This window comes from Pseudomonas benzenivorans, from assembly GCF_033547155.1.
Classification (GTDB): domain Bacteria; phylum Pseudomonadota; class Gammaproteobacteria; order Pseudomonadales; family Pseudomonadaceae; genus Aquipseudomonas; species Aquipseudomonas benzenivorans_B.
On the sequence record NZ_CP137892.1, the window covers coordinates 1,800,172 to 1,818,351 of the forward strand.

Sequence of the window (18,180 nt, forward strand, 5' to 3'; positions counted from 1 at the left end):
TGCTCACATGATCACCTTGTCGCGGAGCTTCTCCGCGGCCTGGTGCAGGGCCTGGATGACCCGTTCCTTGTCGAAGTTCTGGATGCCGTTGGTGTCCAGGTACATGGAGAATCCGGGCAGCTCATGCTCGACGTAGCTGGAGGTGGCGCCCAGGTCGCGGCGGAAATCCACCACCTGATAGATCTGCACGGGGCGGGTGAAGCCCTTGACGCCGATCTGGCCCTTGTCGCGGCACATGATCAGGTCCTTGACCAGGGAATAGGTCTCGTGGGAGATGAGGATCTCGCCGGCTTCGGCGGCGCTCTCCAGGCGGCTGGCCAGGTTCACGTCGCGGCCGATGATGGTGTAGTCCATGCGCGTGTCGGCGCCGAAGTTGCCGACCGTGCAATAGCCGGTGTTCAGGCCCATGCGGATCTCCAGGGGTTTGGTGATGCCCTGGCTGCGCCATTGCTGACGCAGCACCTTCATGTGCTTGCGCATGGCGATGGCCATCGACACCGCCGCCACCGCGTCCTTCTTGGCGCCCTTGCTGGACGGGTCGCCGAAGAACACCATGACGCTATCTCCGATGAACTTGTCGATGGTGCCGCCATATTTCAGGCAGATCTTCGACATCTCGTTGAGGTAGCTGTTGAGCAGGTCGGTCAGGGCTTCGGCTTCCAGCTCCTCGGACAGCTCGGTGAAGCCCTTGATGTCGGAGAAGAACACCGTGAGTTTCTTGCGCTGGGTCTCCAAGCGCACGCTCTTCTTGCCGCTGAAGATCGACTCCCACACCTGGGGCGACAGGTATTTGGCCAGATTGCGCGCCAGGCGCGCGGCCTTTTCCTGCTCGCGCTTGATCTCGCTGCGCACCTGGGCCAGGCGCAGGCCCTGCTGGTGCACGAAATAGGCGGTGATACAGATGTACAGGGTGGTGAAGACGATGCTGACCAGGGAGACCAGGGCCGGTGATTGGGGGTTGATTTGCAGGTCGATCAGCGCGCAGCTGAGCAGGGTTCCGCTGAGCGCGACCAGCAGGGCCAGACCCATATGGCGCAAACCGCCAATAACCAGGGAGCTGAAGGCGAGGGTCAGCAGGCACATCAGGCTGGGCACAACCGAGAACCCCAGCAAGGCGAGTGCGGCGCCGCAGTGCAGGGCGTCGACAAACAGCAGGGCCAGGGTCGTGCGCTGTGGGTGGTTGCGCTTGAAGCGCAGGCTCAGGTGATGAGCCAGGTGCGGATAGAGTAGGGCGTAGGGCACCATCCACAGAATGCTGTAGGCGAAATGCTGGGCATGAGTGCCGGCGGCAATGCTGGCGGCTACTGCGATATAGGCCAGCACGCGGGAGTAGTACTCGCGCAGCGGCGGCGCCGGCAATGCATGGGGCCGATTAGAAGTGGTGGCATTCATTGGGTGGAGACGATCCCTGCTGATTTTCTGACGCCTCTGCTGGACGCCTGGAGGGTCTGCAAGCTCTGGGCCAAGCTTGGGACAAGGCTGGGATCATAACCAAGGCTCACGGCGACAGCCAAGCATCATGGCTCAGCGGTGGGCTGAGGGTGGCGGGCGGTCGCAGGGACGGCGGCCTGGCTGAGTCTCCTTAAAACCTGATGCGTCCGGTAAAGGCATCCTTGAGCATGACCCAGTCGCCGATGAAGCTGTACAGCGGGTACTGGAACGTCGCCGGGCGGTTCTTCTCGAAGACGAAATGGCCGATCCAGGCGAAGCCGTAGCCGGCCAAGGGCAGGGCAAGCAGCCATAGCCACTGCTGGGTGGCCAGGGCATAGCCGAGGACGCCCAGTACCAGCAGGCTGCCGACATAGTGCAGGCGGCGGCAGACAGAGTTGCTGTGCTCCTGCAGGTAATAGGGGTAGAACTCGGCGAAGCTGCGGTATCGCTGCTGGGTGTGGCGGGTCATGGCTTGCCTCCTGTCGATGCTTTGGCCGCCCCGGCCATTGAAGCCGGCGGGGCTTTTCTGCAGTCTAAGCCGGCCATCGGGCCGGGCCAGTGACATTGAGTGCCAGTTTAGTACCCTTGCGTCGCCGGCCCGTTGGGGCGTCATCCACAGCCTAATAAGAATAACGCCATGAGCGAACGCACTACCTCGTCGAGCTGGGCCCTGGGCATCGTCCAGGCGCTGGAAATGGGCGGCGTCGACTGCCGGGCACTCTTTCTCGAGCTGGGGCTGGACTACGCCGCCCTGCAGGACCCCGACGCCCGCTTCGCACAAGACGGCATGACCCGGCTGTGGCAGCGTGCCGTCGAGCTGTCGGGTAATCCGGCGATCGGCTTGAACATGGCCAAGGTGGTACGTCCCGCGTCGTTTCACGTGGTCGGCTATGCGCTGATGTCCAGCCGCACACTGAAGGAGGGGCTGACGCGCCTGGTGCGCTACCAGCGGATCATCGCCGAGGGCGCCGACCTGAGCTTTCGTCCGACCCCCCGGGGCTACGAGCTGGTGCTGGCGATCCATGGCGATCGCCTGCCGCCGGCGCGTCAGAGTGCCGAGGCCTCGCTGGCCTATGCCCTGGCGTTCTGCCGCTGGATGACCGGCAAGCCGCTGCGCCCGCAGCAGGTCCTGTTCCAGGGTGATCCGCCGGCCGACCTGCAGCCGTTCGAGCAGGTGTTCCAGGCTCAGCTTAGATTCAACGCGGCGCACTACGCCCTGCTGTTCGAGCGGGCGGACCTGGACACGCCACTGCCGACTGCCAACGAAGCGCTGGCGCAGCTGCACGACAGGTTCGCCGGCGAATACCTGGCGCGCTTTTCGGAGAGTCGGGTGACCCATCTGGCCCGCCAGGTACTGTGCCGCCAACTCCCCCAGGGCGAGCCCAAGCGCGAGGCGGTGGCCCAGGCGCTGCACCTGTCGCAGCGCACCCTGCAGCGGCGCTTGCAGGAGGAGGGCACCAGCTTCCAGCAGCTGCTCGACGACACCCGCCGCGAACTGGCCGAGCAGTACCTCGGCCAGCCCAACCTGACCCTGCTGGAGATTGCCTACTTGCTGGGGTTCGCCGACCCGAGCAACTTCTTTCGCGCCTTCCGTCGCTGGTTCGCGCGCACCCCCGGCGAATACCGCGCTCGCCTCTAATCCGCTGGGGGCGTTAGTGGCGCCAGAACGACGGCATCAGCAACACCAGCACGGTGAGGATCTCCAGGCGACCGAGCAACATGCCCAGGGTCAGCAGCCACTTGGCTATGTCCGGCAAGGGGGCATAGTTGCCGGCCGGGCCGATGACCGGGCCCATGCCCGGACCCACGCCGGAGACGGTGCTGGCGGCGCCGCTCAGTGCGGTGATCCAGTCCAGGCCACAGAGGGTCAGGGCCAGAGCCAGGGCGGCGATGGTGATGGTGAAGAAGAAGGAGAAGGTCAGGATCGAGCGGACGATGTCCTCGTCCAGGCGGTGCATGTTGTATTGCTGCTTGATCACCGCGCGCGGGTGTACCAGTTGCTGCAGGTTGGCCTTGAGCAGTACGTAGGCGACCTGGAAGCGGAAGATCTTCAGGCCGCCGGCGGTTGAGCCGGAGCAGCCGCCGATGAAGCCCAGATAGAAGAACAGCATGCCGGCGAAGCCGCCCCACAGGGTGTAGTCGCCCAGGGCGAAGCCGCTGGTGGTCATGATCGAGGTGCTGTTGACCGCCACATGGCGAATGGCCTCCAGCCAGTGCAACTCGGTGGTCAGCCAGTACCAGGTGCCGAGAGCCAGCCAGGTGCACAGCAGTATGCCGAGAAAGCCCTGCACCTGCTGGTCCCTGAGCAGGGCGCGGTAGTTGCCGCGCATAGTCGAGACATACAGCACGAACGGCAGGCTGCCGAGGATCATCACCACCACCGCCACCCAGTGCACGGCTGGCTGGCTCCAGTTGCCCAGGGAGCGGTCGGAGGTGGAGAAGCCGCCGGTGGCGATGGCCGACATGGTGTGGTTGATCGCGTCGAACAACCCCATGCCCGCCAGCCAGAAGGCCAGCACGCTGAGCAGGCTGAGGCCGACATAGGCGGCGATCATGTACTTGGCGACCATGTGCGAGCGCGGCAAGACCTTTTCCGAGCGATCCGAGGATTCGGTCTGGAACAGGCGCATGCCGCCGATGCGCAGCATCGGCAGGATCGCCACGGCCATGGCGATGAAGCCGATGCCGCCGAGCCAGTGCAGCAGCGAGCGCCAGATGAGAATGCCCGGCGACATGCTGTCCAGGCCGCTGAGTACGGTGGCGCCGGTGGCGGTGATGCCGGACATGCTCTCGAAGAAGGCATCGGTGTAGCTGATGTGCTGGGTGAACATGAAGGGGATGGCGGCGAACACGCAGACCAGCAGCCAGCTCGACACCGTCAGCATGTACATGTCGCGGGGGCGCAGCTGGGTGTCCTTCGGCCGGCCCTGAATGACCATGGCCAGGCCAGCCATGAAACTGATCAGGCTCGACCAGAGAAAGGCATTGAGTTCGTGGGCGCGTTCGAACAGCAGCAGGGTGAACATCGGTATGACCATGCTGATGGCCAGGGTGATCAGAAAGATGCCGTTGATAAACGCGATGATTCGTAGGGTCGGCAAAGCCATCTAGTCGGTTCCAAAAATAATGTCGTCAGTCCATGGCCGTTCGCTAGCCGCATCGCGGTGGCTGGGGTGGCAGACCTTCAGTGCTTCCAGAATGCTGGAGTCGCGAGTACCAGCACGGTGAGTATTTCCAGGCGCCCCAGCAACATGCCCAGGGTCAACAGCCACTTGGCGCTGTCCGGCAGGCTGGCGAAGTTACCCGCCGGGCCGATGATCGGGCCGAGACCGGGCCCCACGTTGCACACGGCGGTGGCAGCGGCGGTCAGAGCCGTGACCCAGTCCAGGCCGAGCATGGCCAGCGCCAGCGCCAAGGCGCCGATTGTAATGGTGAAAAAGAAAGAAAAGGTGATCAGCGAGCGAACGATTTCCTCGTCGAGGTTGTGTTTGTTGTAGTGCTGCTTGATTACCGCCCGCGGATGCACCAGCTGCTGCAGGCTGGCCTTGAGCAGCACCCAGGCCACCTGGAAGCGGAAGATCTTCAGCCCGCCGGAGGTGGAGCCGGAGCAACCACCGATGAACGTCAGGTAGAAGAACAGCAACACGGCGAATCCGCCCCACTGGCTGTAGTCGCCCAGGGCAAAGCCGGTGGTGGTGATGACCGCAGTGACGTTGACCGCGACGACGCGCAGGGCGTCCAGCCAGCCGAGCTCGGAGTGGCGCCACAGCCAGGCGCCGAACAGCAGCCAGGTCACCAGCAGCAGGCCGAGAAAGCCGCGTACCTGCTGATCCTTCAGCAGTGCCTTGCGGTTGCCGCGCAGGGTTGCTACGTAGAGGGTGAAGGGCAGGCTGCCGAGGATCATCAGCAGCACGGCTACCCAGTGCACCGCCGGCTGTTGCCAGTTGGCCAGGGAGGCGTCGGAGGTCGAATAGCCACCGGTGGAGATCGCGCTCATCGCATGGTTGATGGCCTCGAAGGCCGTCATGCCGGCGGCCCAGAAGGCCAGGAAGCCCAGCAGAGTCAGGCCGATATAGACCAGCAGGATGGACTTGGCGACCATGTGCGAGCGCGGCATGACCTTCTCGCCCCAGTCCGAGGACTCGGTCTGGAACAGGCGCATGCCGCCCACGCGCAGCAGCGGCAGGATCGCCACCGCCATGCCGATGAAGCCGATGCCGCCGAGCCAGTGCAGCATCGAGCGCCAGATCAGCAGGCCCGGCGAGGCGCTGTCCAGGCCTGCCAGCACCGTGGAGCCTGTGGTGGTGATGCCGCTCATGGTCTCGAAGAATGCATCGGTGTAGCTGATGTGCTGGATCAGCACCATCGGCAGGGCGGCGAACAGACACACCACCAGCCAGCTGGCGGTGGTCAGCAGGTACATGTCGCGCGGGCGCAGCTGAGCGTCGGCCGGTCGCCCGGGGATGACCAGGGCCAGGCCGCCGACGGCGCTGATCAGGCTCGACCAGAGGAAGGCGGAAAGGTCGTCGGTGCGCTCGAGCAGCAGCAGGGTCAGCATGGGGAAGAGCATGCTGATGGCCAGGGTGAGGAGGAAGATGCCGAGGATGAAGGCGATGATGCGCAGCGTCGGCAAGGCCATGAAGTGGGCTCGGGCTGAGGACGGCAAAGGGCGCCATTCTACCCCTGTCGCGAGCGCAATACAGCCGCCAGCATGCCGCGCTTTACAAGTGCTCGGCGCTGCATAGAATAGCGCGCCAGGTGCCGGCCCTTGCCGGTTTCTGAGCCCGCTAAAATCATGTCGAACGCTAATCCTTGCCTTACGTGCGGCGCCTGCTGCGCGCATTTTCGTGTGTCTTTCTTCTGGGGTGAGTGCCAGTCGGCCGGCGGTTTGGTGCCGGATGAGCAGGTGATCCAGGTCACCCCGCACCGGGTCGCCATGCGCGGCACCGAGGCCAAGCCGGCGCGCTGCGTCGCCCTGCTCGGCGATGTCGGCCAGGGCGTGCGCTGTACCCTGTACGAGCAGCGCTCCAGCCCCTGCCGTGAGTTCGAGGCATCCTGGGCCAACGGCGAACACAACCCGCGCTGCGACGATGCCCGCCGCGCTCATGGTCTGCCGCCGCTGACTCCGCCGGTGCAGCCGAGTGTGTCGCCGGAGCGCGTGGCCTAAGCGTCAGTCCGCAGTTTTTCCCCAACGGGCGGGGCCGTGCCTCTAGAATTGCCGCTTCTTTTCTTCTGGAGGTGGCCGATGGATGCGCTCGATGCCCTGCTCAACCGTGTTTCCGCGCCGCGTTTGCGGGCGCCCGGACCCGACGCGGCCCAGCGTGAGCTGTTGTTCCGCGCCGCGCTGCGGGCGCCGGATCATGCCATGCTGCGGCCCTGGCGCTTTCTGACCGTCGAGGGCGACGCACGCGAGCAGCTGGGTGAACTGTTTGCCCAGGCGCTGCTGGCGCGCAGCGCCGATGCCGGCGAGGAGGCCCTGGCCAAGGCGCGGGCCATGCCGCTGCGTGCCCCCTTGCTGGTGGTGGTGATCGCGCGGCTGCAGGAGCACCCCAAGGTGCCGCCCCAGGAGCAGGTAATCGCCGCCGGTTGCGCGGCCCACGCCATCCTGCTCGCCGCCCATGTCCAGGGCATCGGCGCGGTCTGGCGCACCGGCGAGATGGCCTATGACCCCAGGGTCGCCGCAGGCCTTGGGCTGAGTGCCGATGAGCAGATCGTCGGCTTCCTCTACATGGGCACCCCGGAGCGCGAGCTGCGCACGCCGGCCGCGGTGCAGGTGGCGGACTTCGTCAGCGCCTGGCCGGCTTGATCCATGCCTGCGCCGGGCCTCCGCGCTACTAGGCGCCGGCCGCGGCGTTCGGCGGTAGCCGCAGGCTGGCGCTGAAGCCGCCTCCCGGGCGGTTCTCCAGCAGCAGCCGCCCGCCATGCCGCTCGGCGGCACGGCGGGCGATGGCCAGGCCCAGACCGTGCCCCGGTGCGTTCTGGCCGGGGGCGCGATAGAAGGGCTCGCCCAGCTGCCTCAGGTGTTCGACAGCGACCCCCGGTCCCTTGTCGCGTACGGTGATGCACAGCTCGCCCGCTTCCTGTGTCGCGCTGAGTTCGATCGGCTGCCCGGCCGGGTTGAAGCGCAGGGCGTTGCGCAGCAGGTTGTCGACCGCGCGTTCGAGCATGTCCGGCCAGCCGCGCAGCTGGGCGTCGGTCGCTACTCGGACGCTGATCCGTTGTTGCGGGGCGCTGAGCCGCGCGTCTTCCTCCAGCTTGCGCAACAGGGCGCCCAGGTCGATCGGCTGGGCGGGACCGGGGTCGGCGTCGAGGCGGGCGAGGGCCAGTATCTCGTCGATCAGGGCCTCCAGGCGGTCGCAGTCCTGGGCCAGGCGTGGCCAGAGCTTCTCCCGCTCTGCGGGTTGCGCGCGTTCGGCCAGGGCTAGGGCGACGCGCAGGCGAGCCAGGGGCGAGCGCAGTTCGTGGGAGACGTCGCGCAGCAGTTGCCGTTGGCTGCCGATCAGCCCCTGCAGGCGTGCGCCCATGCGGTTGAAATCGCGGGCCAGCACGCCCAGTTCGTCGTGGCGGCGAGCCAGGCGGGCCAGGCTGTTTTGCTGATAGGCGGTTTGTCCCAGGTCATGCACCGCCCCGCGCAGGCGATTCAGGGGGCGGGTGATCGACAGGGTCAGCAACAGGCTGGTGAGGGTCAGCACCACCAGGGCGATGCCCAGTGCGCTGAGTGGCCAGAGCAGGCTGCCGCGGTGCCAGGCGAGCAGCTCCGGGTGGGGAATGCGGTAGATGAACAGGTAGCTTTCGCCGCTCCGGGGGCTGCTGTACTCGACGCTCAGGCGGCGCCAGGGCAGGCGTCGGTCATGCGCCTGGCGTGCCTCCAGGGCCGCGGCACGGCGTGGGAAGGTGCCTTTGACCAGAGGCTGGCCGTTGTCGCCGAGCACCTGAACGTGAACGCGGAAGGCTTTGCGCCGTTGTTCCAGAAACGCCTGGGCGGCGTCGGCGCCTTGCTGTTCGTAGTGCCGGGTCCAGGTCTCGGCCAGGCCGTCCAGGGCCGGGTGCTGGCTGAGAATCCAGGCATCCTGATTCAGTGCGCGGCCCAGGAGCATGGACAGACCGGCCACCAGGGCGGCGGCCAACCAGAAACTGGCGAAGATCCGCCAGAACAATGAGCGCACGATGACTCCTCGATCAAGTGACAGCCCCATCGAGTCGGGAGGATGGGGCTGTGGCGGTTTTACTCGGCCTTCTTCGCCTGTTCGTCTTGCCAGGCTTTGAAGGCCTCGCGTTCGGCGCGTCGTTCTTCCCTCTTCTTCAGCTGTTCGTCGAAGGCTTTGCGTTGTTCGGGCTTGAGCAGGGCGCGCATGGCGCTGTGCTGCTGTTGCTTGGCGGCCTGCAGCTCGTCCTGCATGGCCTTGCGCTCGGCGGCGGGCAGCTTGTCGAGGTAGCGCTGGGTGATGGCGTGGCGGTTCTTCATCTGCTCGTCCATCAATTTGCGCATCTCGCGCTGTTGCGCCTTGCTCAGGTCCAGTTCGTGGAACATTCGCATCTGGTGTTCGCCACCGTGGCGCGGGCCTCCTTCGGGCATGGCCAGGGCCAGGGTCGGTAGGGACAGTGCGAGCAGCGCGGCGGTGATTGTCTTGCGCATCATGGAACTCCTGAGTCTGGGAACCGGCCGGTTGCCGGATGAGCCCAGTCTAGGGCGGGCAAGGTCAAGGGCGGTCAGGCCGGGGTAAAGCCTGGGTAAAGACGCTGCCGGCCAGGTTTGCGGCCGTCCCTTCAGGCGTTGTAGTAATAGCCGCGGCTTCGCAGGGCGAGAATGCGCGGGCGGCCGTCCGGGTGAGGTCCGAGCTTCTTGCGCAGATTGCTGACGTGCATGTCCAGGCTGCGGTCGTAGAGCGTCAATTTGCGGCCCAGGGCCAGTTGCGCCAGCTCCTGCTTGTCGACCGGTTCGCCCGGTTGTTGCAGCAGGGCTTCGAGCACACGACTTTCGGAGAGCGTCAGGGCGACTTCGTGCTCGCCGATGCTGGCCACCCCGCGGGCCTGGCTGAAGCGCAGGTCGCCCAGCTCCAGCTGGCTGGCAACTGCCGGGGGCGAGCTGCGTCGCAGCACGGCGCGCAGGCGGGCGGTGAGTTCGCGGGGGTCGCAGGGTTTGGCCAGGTAATCGTCGGCCCCGAGTTCCAGGCCGAGAATCCGGTCCAGCGGTTCGCCGCGGGCGGACAGCATGAGGACCGGCAGCTCAGGATGTTCGCCGCGCAGTTGCTTGAGCAGTTCCAGGCCGCTGCCGTCGGGCAGCATCACATCGAGCACCACCGCGTCCGGACGCTGGTCGCTCAGGGCCTGGCGGGCGCCGTTGCCGTCATGGCAAGCCCTGACCTGGAAGCCTTCCTGGGTCAGCCAGCTGGCCAGCAGTTCGCACAGTTCGATGTCGTCATCGATCAACAGCAGCTCATTCATGGGGCTTCAATTGATCCATTCGCGGCGGGTGCGACGATTGCCCCTGAGCAGCGCGCCGATGAGCACCCCGAGCAGTCCCGCTCCGGCGCCGATGGCAAACCAGGTTTGCTGCTCGCTGAGCAAGTGCGTCGGCGACTCGGCCTGGACTTTCTTGAGCTGCAGCTTGAGGCGCTGGTTCTCCTGGCGCAGACGGCGCAGCTGCGCCGATTCCCGCTCGCCGTTGTTGGCCTGCAACTCGGCTTTCAGCGCCTCGCGCTGCTGCTCGCTGGCCGCCAGGCGTTGCTCCAGGGTGTGCAGCTGTGCCTGCATGGCCTCGGCTTGGGGCAGGGGCTGCCCGGCCTCTTCCTCTGCATGCAGGTGCAAGGGCGCTAGCCATAGGGTAAAGAGCAACGGTTTAAGGCCTGGACGCATCGGAACTCCTATTTCCTGACGGATATCGGTGTGCAGCGTGGCTGTTGTTCTGGTTACGGCAGGACCAACTTGAAGGGCTTGACCTGCACCGAGGCATACACGCCGGCGGCGCGGTAGGGATCGGCGTCGGCCCAGCTCTGTGCCGCGTTGAGGGAGTCGAACTCGGCGACGATCAGGCTGCCGGTGAAGCCGGCGGGGCCCGGGTCGTTGCTGTCGATCGCCGGATGCGGGCCGGCGAGGACCAGGCGGCCTTCCTGCTTCAGCTGCTCCAGCCGCGCGAGGTGGGCGGGGCGGGCGGCCAGGCGGTTCTCCAGGGAGTTTTCGACGTCGGTGGCGATGATGGCGTAGAGCATTTCGGGTCCTTGTTGGCGTCTGGCGAACTGGCCGACAGGTGCAGCTTGCAGGCAGTTGGCGGCGATGGGGCGAGTCGAGGAAATGTCGCGTTGTGGCGGCGCAAGCCGGCAGGTGACGGCATAATAACAAACATAAATATTCGGAAAATGCTCCTATGGAAGTTGATTTGCACTGCCACAGCACGGCCTCCGACGGCGCACTGGCGCCTGCCGTGCTGGTCGCTCGGGCGCATGAGCGGGGCGTCAGGCTGCTCGCCTTGACCGACCATGACACCCTCGAAGGGCTGGCTGAAGCGCGCGCGGCCGCACAATCCCTGGATATGCGCCTGGTCAGCGGCATCGAGCTGTCCTGCACCTGGGGGGGGGCAACCATCCATGTGCTGGGTTATGCCTTCGACTGCGACGCGCCGGCCCTGTGTCAGGCGATTGACGACCTGCATCAGGGGCGCTGGCTGCGTGCCGAGGAAATTGCCAGGCGCCTGGAGGCCAAGGGCATGCCGGGTGCCCTGGAGGGCGCGCGGGCGGTGCAGCAGGCGTTGGGGGACAGCGGCAACGCCCCGGCCCGCCCGCATTTCGCCGAGTTTCTGGTGCGCGCCGGGCACGTCAAGGATCGTGCCGAGGCCTTTCGCAAGTGGCTCGGCTCGGGCAAATTGGGCGACGTCAAACAGCACTGGCCGACTCTGGAGCAGGCCGTCGCTACCCTGCGCCAGGCCGGCGCCTGGATCAGCCTGGCACACCCGTGGCACTACGACTTTACTCGTAGTAAGCGGCGCAAGCTGATTGCCGATTTCGTCCAGGCCGGCGGTCATGCGTTGGAGGTGGTCAATGGCATGCAGCCGGCCGAGCAGGTGGGCAGCCTGGCGATCCTGGCCCGTGAATTCGGTCTGCTGGTGAGCGCCGGCAGCGATTTCCATGCACCTGGCGAGTGGTCGGAGCTGGGGATGTACCGCCCCGTTCCGCAAGACCTCCCGCCCCTTTGGGCGCGTTTTCGAAATGTCCAGCAGTCTGCCGCAATCTGAACAGGGAGTTAGTGTGAGTCAATTTTTCCAGGTTCACCCGGAAAACCCGCAGTTGCGCCTGATCAGGCAGGCGGTGGAGATCATCAGGGCGGGCGGCGTGGTGATCTACCCGACCGACTCCTGTTATGCGGTTGGCTGCCGTATCGGCGACAAGAACGCACTGGAGCGCATCCGCCGCCTGCGCCAGCTCGACGACAAGCACAATTTCACCCTGTTGTGCCGCGACCTGTCCCAGCTCAGCCTGTTCGCCAAGGTCGACACCGGCGCCTTTCGCTTGCTGAAGAACCATACCCCGGGTCCCTACACCTTCATCCTCAATGCCACCCGCGAGGTGCCGCGCATGTTGCTGCACCCCAAGCGCCGTACCATTGGCCTGCGTGTGCCGGGTGATCCGATCGCCCTGGCGCTGCTGGAGGAGTTCGGCGAGCCGCTGATGAGTATCAGCCTGATACTCCCGGGTGATACGCTGCCGCTGAGCGATCCCCATGAGATGCGCCAGATTCTCGAGCATCAGGTCGACCTGATCATCGACGGCGGCGTTGGCGGGCTGGAGGCATCGACCGTGGTCAGCCTGCTCGAGGACGAGGCACAGGTGCTGCGCATAGGCTGCGGCGACCCGAAGCCGTTCGTCGAGGACTAGTGCCGGTGCTGTGAGCCAGTAGGCGCGCGGCACTTTACGCGGACCGTTCAGCCGGTGTTCAGAGAATCAGCACCACCAGAATCGCCACCAGCAAGATGATGATCACATCGCTGCCGCTCAGCGCACCGCCGGCCGGCAATGCATCGATCCGTTGGGCGAGGCTGGCTGCCTCTGCGGGGGTCAGTGCATCGACCCGCTTGCGCGCCTCTACGGCAGGCACATCCATGGCTTGCAGTTGTTCGGCGACGTCGTGGCGATCGAGAAACTGCCGTAGTGCGTCGCGATCGGCCGGGTCGGTTTGTGCGGCAAGGACTTCGGCGGTGCCGATCATCTGTGCATGGGCCGGCATCTGCAGGGCGGCGCCTAGGCAGAGGATCAGGAAGACGAGCCCCAAGGTCTTGGCGAAGATTTTCATGCGATTCTCCCAGGGCGGGATGGTAGCCGCGGGCAGCCGCCTGGGGCTGTGCGGAGAGCTGCCCGCGCGCCTCACTGCATGCGCCAGATGGCATCGTAATTTGGACAGGTGCGCCGGTCGGCCGGTTCCCGCGTCCTTGGTTTCGTTGTGGCCTTCGGCCCCGCTATACTTCGCCCCTTTGTGGGAACCTTCAGGTAAACCGGTTTGAGCCTTGTTGACTCCGAGCGCCGCGTGCTGTCTGGCATGCGCCCCAGTGGCCGTTTGCACCTCGGCCACTATCACGGTGTGCTGAAGAACTGGGTCAAGTTGCAGCACGCCTACGAATGCTATTTCTGCATCGTCGACTGGCATGCGCTCACCACCGACTATGAACAGGTCGGCCAGCTCTCCCAGCACGTCATGGACATGGCGGTGGACTGGCTGGCCGCCGGTGTCAGCCCCAGCTCCGCGACCCTGTTCATCCAGTCCCAGGTGCCCGAGCACGCCGAATTGCATCTGCTGCTGTCGATGATCTGCCCGCTCAGCTGGTTGGAGCGGGTGCCGTCCTACAAGGAGCAGCAGGAGCAACCCCGGGGCAAGGACCTCGGCACCTACGGCTTCCTCGGCTACCCCCTGCTGCAGGCGGCGGACATCCTGCTGTACCGCGCCGGGGTGGTGCCGGTCGGCGCCGACCAGGTGGCGCACATCGAGTTCGCCCGCGAGGTGGCGCGGCGTTTCAACCACCTGTACGGCCGCGAACCGGGTTTCGAGGACAAGGCCGAGGCGGCCATCGGCAAGCTCGGCAAGAAGACCGCGACGCTGTACAACAACCTGCGCAAGGCCTTCCAGCAGCAGGGCGATGTCGAGGCCCTGGAGACCGCCCGGGCGCTGCTCAAGGAGCAGCAAACCATCACCCTGGGCGACAAGGAGCGCCTGTTCGGCTACCTGGAGGGCGGCGGCAAGGTGCTGCTGCCCGAGCCCCAGGCCCTGCTCGGCGAAGCGCCGAAGCTGCCGGGACTGGATGGCGGCAAGATGTCCAACAGCAACGGCAACGCGATTTTCCTGCGCGACAGCGCCGTCGAGGTGGAGGAGAAGATCCGCCGCATGCCGACCGACCCGGCCCGGGTGCACCGCAGCGACCCCGGCAACCCGGCGCATTGCCCGGTGTGGCCCCTGCATCAGGTGTATTCCAGCGAGCAGACCTGCGAGTGGGTGCAGCAGGGCTGCACGAGTGCGGGGATCGGCTGCCTGGAGTGCAAGGGGCCGTTGATCGAAGCGGTGCAGGAGGAACTGAAGCCGCTGCAGGCGCGCGCCGTGGATTACCAGAGCGACCCCGATCTGGTCCGGCGCATCCTCGCCGAAGGCGCCGAGCGCGCGCGCAACGAGGCGCGCGAGACCCTGGCCGAAGTGCGTCTGGCCATGGGCCTGAACTACCGCTGAGTCGATTCTGCCCATGAAGCCAGCGCCGCCCGATGCACCCGTCGATAGCCAGGCCGGCGCCCAGCAGGAGTTGCCGTTCGCCCTGGTCTATGGCCAGGCCGTCACCGAGCTGCCGCTGGACCTGTATATCCCGCCGGATGCGCTGGAGGTGTTTCTCGAGGCCTTCGAGGGACCCCTGGACCTGCTGCTGTACCTGATCCGCAAGCAGAACATCGACGTGCTGGACATTCCGGTGGCGGAGATCACCCGGCAGTACATGGGCTATGTCGAGCTGATGCAGTCGGTGCGCCTGGAGCTGGCCGCCGAATACCTGGTGATGGCCGCCATGCTCGCGGAGATCAAGTCGCGCATGCTGCTGCCGCGCTCCAGCGAGGCGCAGGAAGACGAAGAGGACCCGCGCGCCGAGCTGATCCGCCGCCTGCAGGAGTACGAGCGCTACAAGGCCGCGGCCGAGGGGCTCGACCTGTTGCCGCGGGTCGGCCGCGATCACACGGTGCCGCATCTGGAGGCGCCCCAGGCGCGGGCGCGCAAGCTGCTGCCGGACGTCAGCCTGGAAGAGCTGCTGCTGTCGATGGCCGAGGTGTTGCGGCGGGCCGACATGTTCGAGAGCCACCAGGTGACCCGCGAGGCGCTGTCCACCCGCGAGCGCATGAGCGAAGTACTCGAGCGCCTCAAGGGCGGCGCCTTCGTGCCCTTCGTCGAGCTGTTCGCCGCGGAGGAAGGGCGTCTGGGGGTGGTGGTGACCTTCATGGCGGTGCTCGAGCTGATCAAGGAATCCCTGGTCGAGCTGGTGCAGAATGAGGCCTTCGGGCCTATCCACGTACGTGCGCGAGCCGAATGACATGAACCTGAGCGATCCCCGCGAACTGGCCGGCCTGCTGGAGGCCTTCCTCCTGGCCTCCGGCAAGCCGCAATCCCTGGAGCGTCTGTTCGAGCTGTTCGAGGAGCGCGAACGGCCGCCCTCGACGGTGTTCAGGGAGGCCCTGGAGCTGCTGCGCCAGTCCTGCGAGGGACGTGCCTTCGAACTCAAGGAGGTGGCCTCGGGTTACCGCCTGCAGGTGCGCGAGCGCTTCGCCCCCTGGGTCGGCCGCCTGTGGGAGGAGCGCCCGCAGCGCTATTCCCGGGCCATGCTGGAGACCCTGGCGCTGATCGCCTACCGCCAGCCGATCACCCGCGGCGAGATCGAGGATGTACGCGGGGTGGCGGTCAACAGCCAGATCGTCAAGACCCTGCTGGAGCGCGAGTGGATCCGCGTGGTCGGCCATCGCGACGTGCCGGGCCGGCCTGCGATGTTTGCGACCACCAAGGCCTTTCTCGACCATTTCAACCTCAGGAGCCTCGACGAGCTGCCGCCGCTGGCGGCGCTGCGCGAACTGGAGCCCGAGCCGCTGCCCTTGGACGATGATCCGGCGGTGCCGGCCGGGCTGCAGGCACGTGCCGACCTGGCGAGCGACATGCCGGCCGAAGAGGTGCGCGGGGAAACCAGCTTCGGCAGCCTGCTGGCCGAACTGGACGCCATGGAGCAGGGGCTCAAGAGCGATTTCGACGACTTGCCGGAAGCCGCCTCGGACGGCGCTCCGCAAGAGCTAGGGGAGCCGGCGGACGAAGCCGATCTCGGCGGGCGTTGAGCGCGGCAGCGGCCTCGGCTCGGCGCTCGTTGGAAAACCGACGGGCAGTCACCTTGCGACCAGCCTCAGTCCGTGCGCGTGGCCGGTGAACGGCGTATGATGCCCGCCCTTTCGACGACATACCGTCGTCCCTCACTAGAGCAACACCGGGAGGTGCCCAGATGAGTGAAAGCGAACAACACAGCCCCGCTGGCGAGAAGCTGCAAAAGGTCCTGGCCCGCATGGGGCTGGCCTCGCGTCGGGAAATCGAGGCCTGGATCGAGCAGGGCCGGGTCAAGGTCAATGGCGTCACCGCCAGCCTCGGCGCGCGGGTCGACCTGCATGACGCCATCGCCGTCGATGGTCGGCTGATCAAGCGCGAAGAGGCCGCGGAGAGCGTGCGCCGCGTGCTGATCTACAATAAGCCCGATGGCGAAATCTGCACCCGCGACGATCCCGAGGGCCGGCCGACCGTGTTCGACCGCCTGCCGCGACCGAAGGACGGACGCTGGATCAATATCGGCCGCCTCGACATCAACACCACCGGTCTGCTGATGTTCACCACCGACGGTGAGCTGGCCAATCGCCTGATGCATCCCTCCTACCAGATGGATCGCGAGTATGCCGTGCGCGTGCGCGGCGAGGTCGACGAGGAGATGCTCGAGCGGTTGAAGGCCGGGGTGATGCTCGAGGATGGCCCGGCCAAGTTCACCGACATCAAGGAGGCGCCGGGGGGAGAGGGCTTCAACCACTGGTATCACTGCGTGGTGATGGAAGGGCGCAACCGCGAGGTGCGCCGCCTGTGGGAGTCCCAGGGGCTGGTGGTCAGCCGCCTGAAGCGGGTGCGCTTCGGTCCGGTGTTCCTGACCTCCGACCTGACCATGGGGCGCTGGCGGGAAATGAGCCAGCGCGAGGTGGACATCCTCAGCGCAGAGGTCGGCCTCAAGCCCCAGGCCTTGCCGCAGATGAAGGAGAAGGTGCGCGACAAGCTCGACCGCCTGCAGCGCAAATCGGCCAAGCCGGTCGGCCGCGACGAGCGTCAGCCGCGTACCCTGCGCCCGGCCCATGGCGGGCCGGCCGAGGCCGAGTCGAGCCGTTCCGGGCGGGGCACGCCGGTGGCCGAGCGTCCTCAGGACGTACGCAAGAAGCGCCCGGGCGTGGAGCTGGCCGAGCGCCCGGCCCGCAAGCCAGCGGCGGCGCCGAGCAAGCGTCGCGGTCAGCCGAGCGGAGAGGGTCAGCGTCCGGGGGCCGGCCGCGGTAGCCGCAAGCCGCAGTAAGCGGACGGCCGCGGAAAAAGGGGCTCATCGAGCCCCTTTTTTCGTTTTGGTCGTATCAGCCGGCCATGGTCAGGCGGTTGCGGCCGTCGCGCTTGGCGACATAGAGCGCGCTGTCGGCGCGGCGTAGCAGGCTGTCTGCCGCTTCACCGGGCAGCAGGGTGGCGCAGCCGAGGCTGATCGACAGCTCGATGGGCCGTCCCTGGTCCAGGCACTGCAGTTCCAGCACGGCGTGGCGCAGGCGTTCGCCGATCATCCCGGCGGCCTCGCGAGGGGTGCCGGACAACAGCACGAGGAACTCTTCGCCACCATAGCGGAACACCATGTCGACGTTGCGCAGCTGACTCTTCAGGGTGGTGGCGACCGCCTTGAGGACTTCGTCACCGACGCCGTGGCCATGCTTGTCGTTGACCTGCTTGAAGTGGTCGAGATCCAGCATCAGCAAGGACAGCGGCAACAGGTTGCGCCGCGCCAGCTCGACCTCGCGCGCCAGGGTCTGGTCCATGGCGATGCGGTTGCCGGTACCGGTCAGCGGGTCGCGCAGGGCGTCCTGGATGGCCGCACGATAGAGCAGGGCATTGCGCAGGGGGAACAGCAGGCTGGCCAGCAGCGACTCCAGCTGAGCGAGCTCCTCGTCACTGAAGCGCAGCTTGCGGCGGAACACCAGCTCGCCGAGATACTCGCCGTCATGGCTGAGGCGGTAGGCGGCAGAGTGGCTGGCGCGCTCACCCAGTTCCAGGCGCAAATCGCTGATCGGCTGCTGGTAGCTCAGGGCATCCAGGGGCACCAGGCGCTGCACGGCGGCGAAGAACAGCGAGAGCACGCGCTCGGTGTCCAGACTGGTCTGCAGCTGCAGGGCGAGCTGCTGGCGCAGTTGGGCTAGGTTGGTTCGGTGCAGGGGGCGGGTGTGCTGATTGGAAAAGCCCAGGCGCTTCAGCTTCGCTGCATCGAAATCTATGGTGTTGGTCTGGCTCGAAGGACCCATAAACGCTAAACCTCTGGCGCTTTAGTGCGTGGACAGAGGGGTAGGAGCGAATATCGTGCCAAAGGTTCATATTCGGCGGAAAAGCTTTTTAATTCAGGCCTTTATGTGTTGCGCATAAAGGCCACTGGCCGCTAATGGCTGTTTGCCATGATTATTGGGCGGCAATCCTCTGCCGGTGAGC

20 protein-coding genes are annotated in these 18,180 nt (G+C 66.2%); 9 read left to right on the forward strand and 11 right to left on the reverse strand.

All coding sequences use genetic code 11. The features are described 5' to 3' along the window. Positions 1 to 3 precede the first annotated feature (3 nt). Positions 4 to 1,392 carry an adenylate/guanylate cyclase domain-containing protein gene (locus SBP02_RS08295; RefSeq protein ID WP_318645910.1) on the reverse strand — a complete coding sequence of 463 codons (1,389 nt, stop codon included), beginning with the start codon at positions 1,390 to 1,392 and terminating at the stop codon, positions 4 to 6. Between the two features lie 190 nt (positions 1,393 to 1,582). After that, positions 1,583 to 1,900, reverse strand: coding sequence for an Mpo1-like protein (locus SBP02_RS08300; RefSeq protein WP_318645911.1), 318 nt, complete (start codon positions 1,898 to 1,900; stop codon positions 1,583 to 1,585). A 168-nt stretch (positions 1,901 to 2,068) separates the two neighbouring features. On the opposite strand from SBP02_RS08300, the gene SBP02_RS08305 reads away from it, so the two are divergent. After that, on the forward strand, positions 2,069 to 3,070 hold the full coding sequence (locus tag SBP02_RS08305; RefSeq protein ID WP_318645912.1) for an AraC family transcriptional regulator: 1,002 nt from the start codon (positions 2,069 to 2,071) through the stop codon (positions 3,068 to 3,070). 13 nt (positions 3,071 to 3,083) lie between these two features. Here SBP02_RS08305 and SBP02_RS08310 read toward each other — a convergent pair whose 3' ends face one another. Continuing rightward, entirely contained in the window at positions 3,084 to 4,538 is a 1,455-nt protein-coding gene (locus SBP02_RS08310) for a TrkH family potassium uptake protein (protein ID WP_318645913.1), read from the reverse strand. A 77-nt stretch (positions 4,539 to 4,615) separates the two neighbouring features. Continuing rightward, entirely contained in the window at positions 4,616 to 6,070 is a 1,455-nt protein-coding gene (locus SBP02_RS08315; protein ID WP_318645914.1) for a TrkH family potassium uptake protein, read from the reverse strand. 156 nt (positions 6,071 to 6,226) lie between these two features. Between SBP02_RS08315 and SBP02_RS08320 the strand changes: the two genes are divergently transcribed. After that, positions 6,227 to 6,598 carry a YkgJ family cysteine cluster protein gene (locus SBP02_RS08320; RefSeq protein WP_318645915.1) on the forward strand — a complete coding sequence of 124 codons (372 nt, stop codon included), beginning with the start codon at positions 6,227 to 6,229 and terminating at the stop codon, positions 6,596 to 6,598. Between the two features lie 78 nt (positions 6,599 to 6,676). Next, positions 6,677 to 7,237: a nitroreductase family protein gene (locus SBP02_RS08325; protein ID WP_318645916.1), complete on the forward strand. Its 561-nt coding sequence runs from the start codon at positions 6,677 to 6,679 to the stop codon at positions 7,235 to 7,237. A 28-nt stretch (positions 7,238 to 7,265) separates the two neighbouring features. On the opposite strand, the gene SBP02_RS08330 is transcribed toward SBP02_RS08325, so the two are convergent. From SBP02_RS08330 to SBP02_RS08350, 5 genes are all read right to left on the reverse strand, one after another. Beyond that, the gene (locus SBP02_RS08330; protein ID WP_318645917.1) at positions 7,266 to 8,597 is read right to left on the reverse strand and encodes a sensor histidine kinase; all 1,332 of its coding nucleotides are present in this window, start codon (positions 8,595 to 8,597) and stop codon (positions 7,266 to 7,268) included. A 59-nt stretch (positions 8,598 to 8,656) separates the two neighbouring features. Continuing rightward, positions 8,657 to 9,067: a Spy/CpxP family protein refolding chaperone gene (locus SBP02_RS08335; RefSeq protein ID WP_318645918.1), complete on the reverse strand. Its 411-nt coding sequence runs from the start codon at positions 9,065 to 9,067 to the stop codon at positions 8,657 to 8,659. A gap of 131 nt (positions 9,068 to 9,198) precedes the next feature. Next, the gene (locus SBP02_RS08340; RefSeq protein ID WP_318645919.1) at positions 9,199 to 9,876 is read right to left on the reverse strand and encodes a response regulator transcription factor; all 678 of its coding nucleotides are present in this window, start codon (positions 9,874 to 9,876) and stop codon (positions 9,199 to 9,201) included. Between the two features lie 6 nt (positions 9,877 to 9,882). Next, positions 9,883 to 10,287, reverse strand: a complete 405-nt coding sequence (locus SBP02_RS08345; RefSeq protein WP_318645920.1) for a translation initiation factor 2 — start codon at positions 10,285 to 10,287, stop codon at positions 9,883 to 9,885. Between the two features lie 53 nt (positions 10,288 to 10,340). Continuing rightward, complete coding sequence (locus tag SBP02_RS08350) at positions 10,341 to 10,640, reverse strand: YciI family protein (RefSeq protein ID WP_318645921.1); 300 nt, start codon at positions 10,638 to 10,640, stop codon at positions 10,341 to 10,343. Between the two features lie 155 nt (positions 10,641 to 10,795). Between SBP02_RS08350 and SBP02_RS08355 the strand changes: the two genes are divergently transcribed. Together SBP02_RS08355 and SBP02_RS08360 are read left to right on the forward strand one after the other, a co-directional pair. Beyond that, positions 10,796 to 11,659, forward strand: a complete 864-nt coding sequence (locus tag SBP02_RS08355; RefSeq protein WP_318645922.1) for a PHP domain-containing protein — start codon at positions 10,796 to 10,798, stop codon at positions 11,657 to 11,659. A 13-nt stretch (positions 11,660 to 11,672) separates the two neighbouring features. Beyond that, positions 11,673 to 12,299 carry an L-threonylcarbamoyladenylate synthase gene (locus SBP02_RS08360; protein ID WP_318645923.1) on the forward strand — a complete coding sequence of 209 codons (627 nt, stop codon included), beginning with the start codon at positions 11,673 to 11,675 and terminating at the stop codon, positions 12,297 to 12,299. Positions 12,300 to 12,357: 58 nt separating this feature from the next. Here the strand turns inward: SBP02_RS08360 and SBP02_RS08365 are convergent, their stop codons facing one another. Next, positions 12,358 to 12,714, reverse strand: coding sequence for a PA2779 family protein (locus tag SBP02_RS08365; RefSeq protein ID WP_318645924.1), 357 nt, complete (start codon positions 12,712 to 12,714; stop codon positions 12,358 to 12,360). A 204-nt stretch (positions 12,715 to 12,918) separates the two neighbouring features. Here SBP02_RS08365 and SBP02_RS08370 point away from each other — a divergent pair, with 204 nt between their 5' ends. From SBP02_RS08370 to rluB, 4 genes are all read left to right on the forward strand, one after another. Further along, positions 12,919 to 14,133 (forward strand): tryptophan--tRNA ligase, encoded by a 1,215-nt coding sequence (locus tag SBP02_RS08370; RefSeq protein ID WP_318645925.1) that lies wholly within the window; start codon positions 12,919 to 12,921, stop codon positions 14,131 to 14,133. 142 nt (positions 14,134 to 14,275) lie between these two features. After that, complete coding sequence (locus SBP02_RS08375; RefSeq protein WP_318646320.1) at positions 14,276 to 14,974, forward strand: segregation and condensation protein A; 699 nt, start codon at positions 14,276 to 14,278, stop codon at positions 14,972 to 14,974. Between the two features lies 1 nt (position 14,975). Then, positions 14,976 to 15,761 carry an SMC-Scp complex subunit ScpB gene (gene scpB / locus SBP02_RS08380; RefSeq protein WP_318645926.1) on the forward strand — a complete coding sequence of 262 codons (786 nt, stop codon included), beginning with the start codon at positions 14,976 to 14,978 and terminating at the stop codon, positions 15,759 to 15,761. Positions 15,762 to 15,922: 161 nt separating this feature from the next. After that, on the forward strand, positions 15,923 to 17,017 hold the full coding sequence (gene rluB / locus SBP02_RS08385) for a 23S rRNA pseudouridine(2605) synthase RluB (protein ID WP_318645927.1): 1,095 nt from the start codon (positions 15,923 to 15,925) through the stop codon (positions 17,015 to 17,017). A 55-nt stretch (positions 17,018 to 17,072) separates the two neighbouring features. On the opposite strand, the gene SBP02_RS08390 is transcribed toward rluB, so the two are convergent. Continuing rightward, positions 17,073 to 17,999 (reverse strand): GGDEF domain-containing protein, encoded by a 927-nt coding sequence (locus SBP02_RS08390; RefSeq protein WP_318645928.1) that lies wholly within the window; start codon positions 17,997 to 17,999, stop codon positions 17,073 to 17,075. Between the last annotated feature and the right edge of the window lie 181 nt (positions 18,000 to 18,180).

Excerpts from the sequence above, each read along its gene's own strand:
- SBP02_RS08300 (WP_318645911.1), bottom strand. The coding sequence starts at position 1,900 with ATGACCCGCCACACCCAGCAGCGATACCGCAGCTTCGCCGAGTTCTAC.
- SBP02_RS08355 (WP_318645922.1), top strand. The coding sequence starts at position 10,796 with ATGGAAGTTGATTTGCACTGCCACAGCACGGCCTCCGACGGCGCACTG.
- rluB (WP_318645927.1), top strand. The coding sequence starts at position 15,923 with ATGAGTGAAAGCGAACAACACAGCCCCGCTGGCGAGAAGCTGCAAAAG.
- SBP02_RS08315 (WP_318645914.1), bottom strand. The coding sequence starts at position 6,070 with ATGGCCTTGCCGACGCTGCGCATCATCGCCTTCATCCTCGGCATCTTC.
- SBP02_RS08310 (WP_318645913.1), bottom strand. The coding sequence starts at position 4,538 with ATGGCTTTGCCGACCCTACGAATCATCGCGTTTATCAACGGCATCTTT.
- SBP02_RS08335 (WP_318645918.1), bottom strand. The coding sequence starts at position 9,067 with ATGCGCAAGACAATCACCGCCGCGCTGCTCGCACTGTCCCTACCGACC.
- SBP02_RS08365 (WP_318645924.1), bottom strand. The coding sequence starts at position 12,714 with ATGAAAATCTTCGCCAAGACCTTGGGGCTCGTCTTCCTGATCCTCTGC.
- SBP02_RS08345 (WP_318645920.1), bottom strand. The coding sequence starts at position 10,287 with ATGCGTCCAGGCCTTAAACCGTTGCTCTTTACCCTATGGCTAGCGCCC.
- SBP02_RS08340 (WP_318645919.1), bottom strand. The coding sequence starts at position 9,876 with ATGAATGAGCTGCTGTTGATCGATGACGACATCGAACTGTGCGAACTG.
- SBP02_RS08350 (WP_318645921.1), bottom strand. The coding sequence starts at position 10,640 with ATGCTCTACGCCATCATCGCCACCGACGTCGAAAACTCCCTGGAGAAC.
- SBP02_RS08325 (WP_318645916.1), top strand. The coding sequence starts at position 6,677 with ATGGATGCGCTCGATGCCCTGCTCAACCGTGTTTCCGCGCCGCGTTTG.
- SBP02_RS08305 (WP_318645912.1), top strand. The coding sequence starts at position 2,069 with ATGAGCGAACGCACTACCTCGTCGAGCTGGGCCCTGGGCATCGTCCAG.
- SBP02_RS08295 (WP_318645910.1), bottom strand. The coding sequence starts at position 1,392 with ATGAATGCCACCACTTCTAATCGGCCCCATGCATTGCCGGCGCCGCCG.
- SBP02_RS08390 (WP_318645928.1), bottom strand. The coding sequence starts at position 17,999 with ATGGGTCCTTCGAGCCAGACCAACACCATAGATTTCGATGCAGCGAAG.
- scpB (WP_318645926.1), top strand. The coding sequence starts at position 14,976 with ATGAACCTGAGCGATCCCCGCGAACTGGCCGGCCTGCTGGAGGCCTTC.
- SBP02_RS08320 (WP_318645915.1), top strand. The coding sequence starts at position 6,227 with ATGTCGAACGCTAATCCTTGCCTTACGTGCGGCGCCTGCTGCGCGCAT.